General features: G+C 48.3%; 4 protein-coding genes and 1 pseudogene. 2 read left to right on the plus strand and 3 right to left on the minus strand.

Features of this window, described 5'->3' with window-relative positions; all coding sequences use genetic code 11:
* The coding region (locus T411_RS0115460) for a transketolase-like TK C-terminal-containing protein (RefSeq protein WP_027694911.1) at nucleotides 1-1,134 on the plus strand (1,134 nt) is incomplete at its 5' end.
* Between the two features lie 97 nt (nucleotides 1,135-1,231).
* On the opposite strand, the gene T411_RS0115465 is transcribed toward T411_RS0115460, so the two are convergent.
* Nucleotides 1,232-3,586, minus strand: a complete 2,355-nt coding sequence (locus T411_RS0115465; protein ID WP_001889070.1) for a TonB-dependent receptor domain-containing protein — start codon at nucleotides 3,584-3,586, stop codon at nucleotides 1,232-1,234.
* A 213-nt stretch (nucleotides 3,587-3,799) separates the two neighbouring features.
* On the opposite strand from T411_RS0115465, the gene T411_RS0115470 reads away from it, so the two are divergent.
* Complete coding sequence (locus T411_RS0115470; RefSeq protein ID WP_000213748.1) at nucleotides 3,800-4,312, plus strand: RNA methyltransferase; 513 nt, start codon at nucleotides 3,800-3,802, stop codon at nucleotides 4,310-4,312.
* Nucleotides 4,313-4,623: 311 nt separating this feature from the next.
* Here the strand turns inward: T411_RS0115470 and T411_RS1000000121190 are convergent, their stop codons facing one another.
* Both T411_RS1000000121190 and T411_RS1000000120890 read right to left on the minus strand, forming a co-directional pair.
* Nucleotides 4,624-4,794, minus strand: coding sequence for a hypothetical protein (locus tag T411_RS1000000121190; protein WP_001279479.1), 171 nt, complete (start codon nucleotides 4,792-4,794; stop codon nucleotides 4,624-4,626).
* A gap of 199 nt (nucleotides 4,795-4,993) precedes the next feature.
* A pseudogene (locus T411_RS1000000120890) lies at nucleotides 4,994-5,151 on the minus strand (IS5/IS1182 family transposase); the annotation flags it as partial.

The following is a 5,151-nucleotide window of genomic DNA, read 5'->3' on the forward strand; positions in this document are numbered from 1 at the left end:
GACATCTACGCAGCGTGGGATGCAAAACAAGCAGGCGCAAGCAAAGAAGCCGCTTGGAATGAGAAATTCGCCGCTTACGCGAAAGCTTACCCAGCCGAAGCTGCTGAATACAAACGCCGCGTAGCGGGCGAGCTGCCAGCGAATTGGGAAGCCGCAACCAGCGAGATTATCGCTAACCTGCAAGCTAACCCTGCCAACATCGCATCGCGTAAAGCATCACAAAATGCGCTGGAAGCGTTCGGCAAACTGCTGCCAGAATTTATGGGTGGTTCTGCTGACTTGGCGCCTTCTAACCTCACCATGTGGTCTGGCTCTAAGTCACTGACAGCAGAAGATGCGTCAGGCAACTACATCCACTACGGTGTGCGTGAGTTTGGTATGACGGCCATCATCAACGGTATCGCGCTGCACGGCGGTTTTGTCCCTTACGGTGCAACCTTCCTGATGTTTATGGAATACGCGCGTAACGCGATGCGTATGGCAGCACTGATGAAAGTGCAAAATATCCAAGTGTACACGCATGACTCTATCGGTCTGGGTGAAGATGGCCCAACTCACCAACCAGTTGAGCAAATCGCTTCTCTGCGTATGACACCAAACATGAGCACATGGCGCCCATGTGACCAAGTGGAATCGGCAGTGGCTTGGAAACTGGCCATCGAGCGTAAAGATGCGCCATCTGCGCTGATTTTCTCGCGTCAAAACCTTGCGCAGCAACCACGCAGCGCAGAGCAAGTCGCGAACATCGCTAAAGGCGGTTACATCCTGAAAGATTGTGCAGGCCAACCTGAGCTAATTCTGATTGCAACAGGCTCTGAAGTGGAACTGGCGGTTGCCGCTTACGAGCAACTGAGCGCCGAAGGCAAAGCGGTTCGCGTGGTCTCTATGCCATCGACCGACGCATTTGATAAGCAAGATGCCGCTTACCGCGAAGCCGTTCTGCCAGCGGCAGTCACCAAGCGTATCGCGATTGAAGCGGGTATTGCAGACTTCTGGTACAAGTACGTCGGCTTTGGCGGTCGCATCATCGGTATGACCAGCTTCGGCGAATCAGCACCAGCCGGTGAGCTGTTCAAACTGTTTGGTTTCACGACTGAAAACGTAGTGAAACAAGCCAAAGAACTGCTGGCGTAATTAAAAGCGATTCTTTGTGAAGCAAAGAAAAATCGACGATAAAAAATCCCGCTGCGGCGGGATTTTTGTTTTATGGCACGAGACTTAAACGATTCGATTAGTAAGAGATTTCAAATCCGAGCGTAATGGTTCGCCCCGGATCAGGCATGCTGACCACAGATCCCGGACGCACTTGATAACGATCGGTCACGTTGTTGATCGCAAAGAACAGCTGGGTGTTGGCATTCAACTCGTATTGTGAATAGAGATCAATCGTGTAATCGGACGGAATTTCAAGGATCGGATTGGCCGCCGTGCCCGCCAACCAATCACTAGGATTTGATTTGCCCGAGTGATAAGAGACTTTCACCCCAGAATCGAGCGTATCGTGGAAGAATTTCGTGCCCACATTCAGGTACAAATTCCGTTTTGGCGGAATACGTGTTGGGGTTAATCCCCATGCAAATCCGAGCGAATTACAGGTATCACTCTCCGCGTATTGCGCTTGTTGAACGGAACAAATCTTTGTCTCGCTGTACAAGGTCGCAGCAAAGTGGGTGTACAACCAAGCATATTGGTAATGAGCACCTAACTCCCAACCAGAGAGTTGCAACTTATCATAATTGGTGAAGGTAAAGTTGGCCTGCCATTCAGACATACCCGGGGTTTTCGCCAATCGTCCACCTGAAATGAAGTCTTTAATACTGTTGCGAAAATAGGACACCGACAGATTCAAACGATCATTCTGCAGCACACTGTTCGACGCCATAAATTGCACGCCAACCTCATTGTTCCACGCTTGTTCCGGTTTGATCGGGTTGTATGGGTTATAGCTGAACACCTCATTTGATAGCGTTGTTTCATACAAGCTCGGCATACGATAAGTGCGTGAGGATTTCAAAAACAGCTGAGTGCTAGGTGTTAAGGCGTAGGTGAACTCACTGAGCAGATCGAGCTTCTCCTTATAGTCTAACTGCTGCTTGGTTTGATAATCGGTTGACTTGGCATTGTGCAGATTGAGGCCAAGCTGAACTCTCAACGGCGAGTAATCGATATCCGCATTTGCAAACAGGTTCTGCGCCGTGCGTTTTCCGTGGCGAGAAGTCACCGTCTTGGTAAAGCGGGTTTGCCCATCTTCTTCGGGAGATAAACGCTCATTCTGCTGAGCCAAACCATAATTCAGCCTGACTGGCCACTGAGTCAGTAAGGTTTCATTGGTCAGACTCAAACCAGAGCGATCATTGTGATATGCATGAAAATATTGCTCTGCGTTGGTTCCTAGCGCCCAAAGCCCATTGTATTGAGCCAGATCAGCCTCGGTGTACCAAAAGTTAGCATTCAAATTGAGCCAAGGATGATCCGGTTGGTAATAGTAATTGGCGCTGTAGGTATTCACTTTGGCGGTTCCTAGCCCCCACTGCGGCATTCTGTCTTTGCCATCGGGGTATGGGTTCCCTTCCCAATCTTCTGAGGATTTGTACCAATACGCCATCAGCACTTCACCCGCTTTTTGCGCATGGTGACGGTAATTAAAATCGGCATTGTGTGCCGTGCCAGTGTCGCTCGCGAGTTTGAACAGCCAAGAGTCACTCTCAAAACTGGTATTGACGACTTCTTGCCCTTGCCCAACAACAGGCTCTTGATACTCCTCATAACCTTTCTTGCCAGCGAAGTGATTGCCTTTTGAACGCTTACTGTACGCCAGTACCGTATTGAACGATTCGGCCTGATAACCCAATCCAAGCATAAGTGAACCGTGTTTAAATGCAGAATGCTCACCTCGCTCATCAAGTGCGTATTGGCCTTGTTCCGAATAATCACCCGAAACATCAGGCGTCCGATTGTGGTTATTGGCGCGTGCTTTCAGTACCACACCGAAGGCTTGATCATCTTTGATGATGTCTTTGATACCCAAGGTCGTGGCATTCACCACACCGCCCACCGCGCCACTGGCATAAGGTGAACTATCAATGGTCGCCCCTTTATTGACGGTCAATGAACTGAGCAAATCGGTATCAATATAAGTGCGATCACTCACCCCTTGATAGCCACGAGAGGTATGAGTGGATTGCAAACTCCCATCAATAAAGATCGGCACACGCCCCTCGCCCTGCACACCACGGATGCCAATATCCAATGCCCCCGCTTCGTTGTGCATGTTATTACTCTGCACACTCGTGATGCCGGAAAAAATATCCGCGTTGGCAATACCGCGCACTTTATCTAAATCAGAACGAGTACGTTGATCGGAGGGAATCGATTGACCATGAACCGTAACGGTTTCATCGACGGCTTGCTCGTTATTCTCTTGTGCTTGAACGACACTACTCAAAACGAAAGGAAGAAGAGTGAACAAAGGTTTCAACTGCATAATTTGATCCTTGTCAAAAATAAAGCACGAATACTGATGCAATTGATAACTATTATCAACAATTTGTAACAATGATTTTAGTGACCTTGCTCCCACAAACATTCATACGATCAATCGTTTGCGCACGATTTACTCTGATTGAGCCATTTATCGCCACCGAACAAAAGCAAAATTAGCAATCGATTGCTTAATGAATTCTCCTGATTCAATGCTCAGATGGAGCGATCAACTGGCTTTTCTCTCGTGTTAGAGCGACAATCGCGCCATTCGTGAGCCAAGCTCAAATCAAAGCAACACAGAAGTAGAACCACCGCAATGACCACCTCTTCCACCGTAATTATTGGATTGCACAACCCGAAAAGCCCAACCAATGTCGGCGCAGTAATGCGTGCCGCTGGCTGCTACAACGCCACTCAAGTGCGTTACAACGGTACGCGTTATGCTCGCGCCGTGAAATTTCAGACCGATACTCAAAATAGCCATGAACGTATTGGATTGGTCGAGATGGATGACCTCACCGCGGGATTGGATAGTGAAGTCAAAATCGTCTGTGTCGAGCTGGCGGTAGGTGCAACCGCGCTGCCTCACTTTACCCATCCAGAACAAGCGATTTATCTGTTTGGCCCCGAAGATGGTTCGCTGCCGCAAGAGGTGGTCGATCAAGCGCATCATGTGGTTTACGTGCCCACCCACGGCTGTATGAACCTCGCCGCCACCGTCAATGTTGTGCTGTATGACCGTTTAGCCAAAAGCCTCGGTGAGATCGACGATCAAGCACAAGTAATCGCCAATCGTGATAATAAAAATCGGTTGAAGGTGAAAAGCTAAACCGCGTTCACTTTTTACGTTAACGATAGTGAAAATGCTTTATGCCCCTCCCCCTTTTAGGGGGAGGACGGGAGGGGGTATTTCACGCTAGGCTTACTCAACTGTGTGCAAACTTTACATCAGCGATAACTAAAATACCCCACCCTAACCCTCCCCTAGAAGGGGAGGGAACTGGATTTGTGGTCATTTGGATTTTGTGGCTGAACGTGAATGGATAACGCGTTTATGGACAAAACCTAGTTAGATTACTGAGTCTAACTAGGTTCGTTCAGATGAGAAAAAGTATCTTACAACCTTAAACGTTTGTATGTTTATTCATCACCAGGGGGAGCACTGACATTTGATGGGCTATTGTTACTGTTTTCAGGTGGTTGATAGCCAAACCTCCCGTTGTCACTAGATGAATCTGATTGCGGTTGATAACCTTTTTCAATTCGTTCAGGTTGATAACCATTATTTTGCTGCTGTTTGCCATCTGACATATTTAACTCCTTTATCCTTTTCGTAACTCTACATGTGAGATTTCACTCGCTAGGGAAGCTGCGATTAAGTGGTGACTGAACTGCTCCAAGTCGCACGACAGTGCGATCGCTGACTTTTTACTCGTAAAACGAGTGGTATTTTGTCGATTCCGAGCGTTTCAAGCCACTTTCAGCCGTTTTCTCCGGCTATTGGCGGATTTCAGGCAGATCTCGCCTGTCGTCGTATCAGTTGGTCGACTTTGACCAGATTCGCCAAGGTGAATAGCATGGCTAATTGGTTGTCGTTTTTCATCAGGCCTTTGTAGCGGGCTTTGATAAAACCAAACTGGCATTTAATGATGCGAAACGGGTGCTCGA

Origin of the sequence: Vibrio cholerae ATCC 14035 (genome assembly GCF_000621645.1) — a bacterium.
In the GTDB taxonomy this organism is placed as follows: Bacteria; Pseudomonadota; Gammaproteobacteria; order Enterobacterales; family Vibrionaceae; genus Vibrio; species Vibrio cholerae.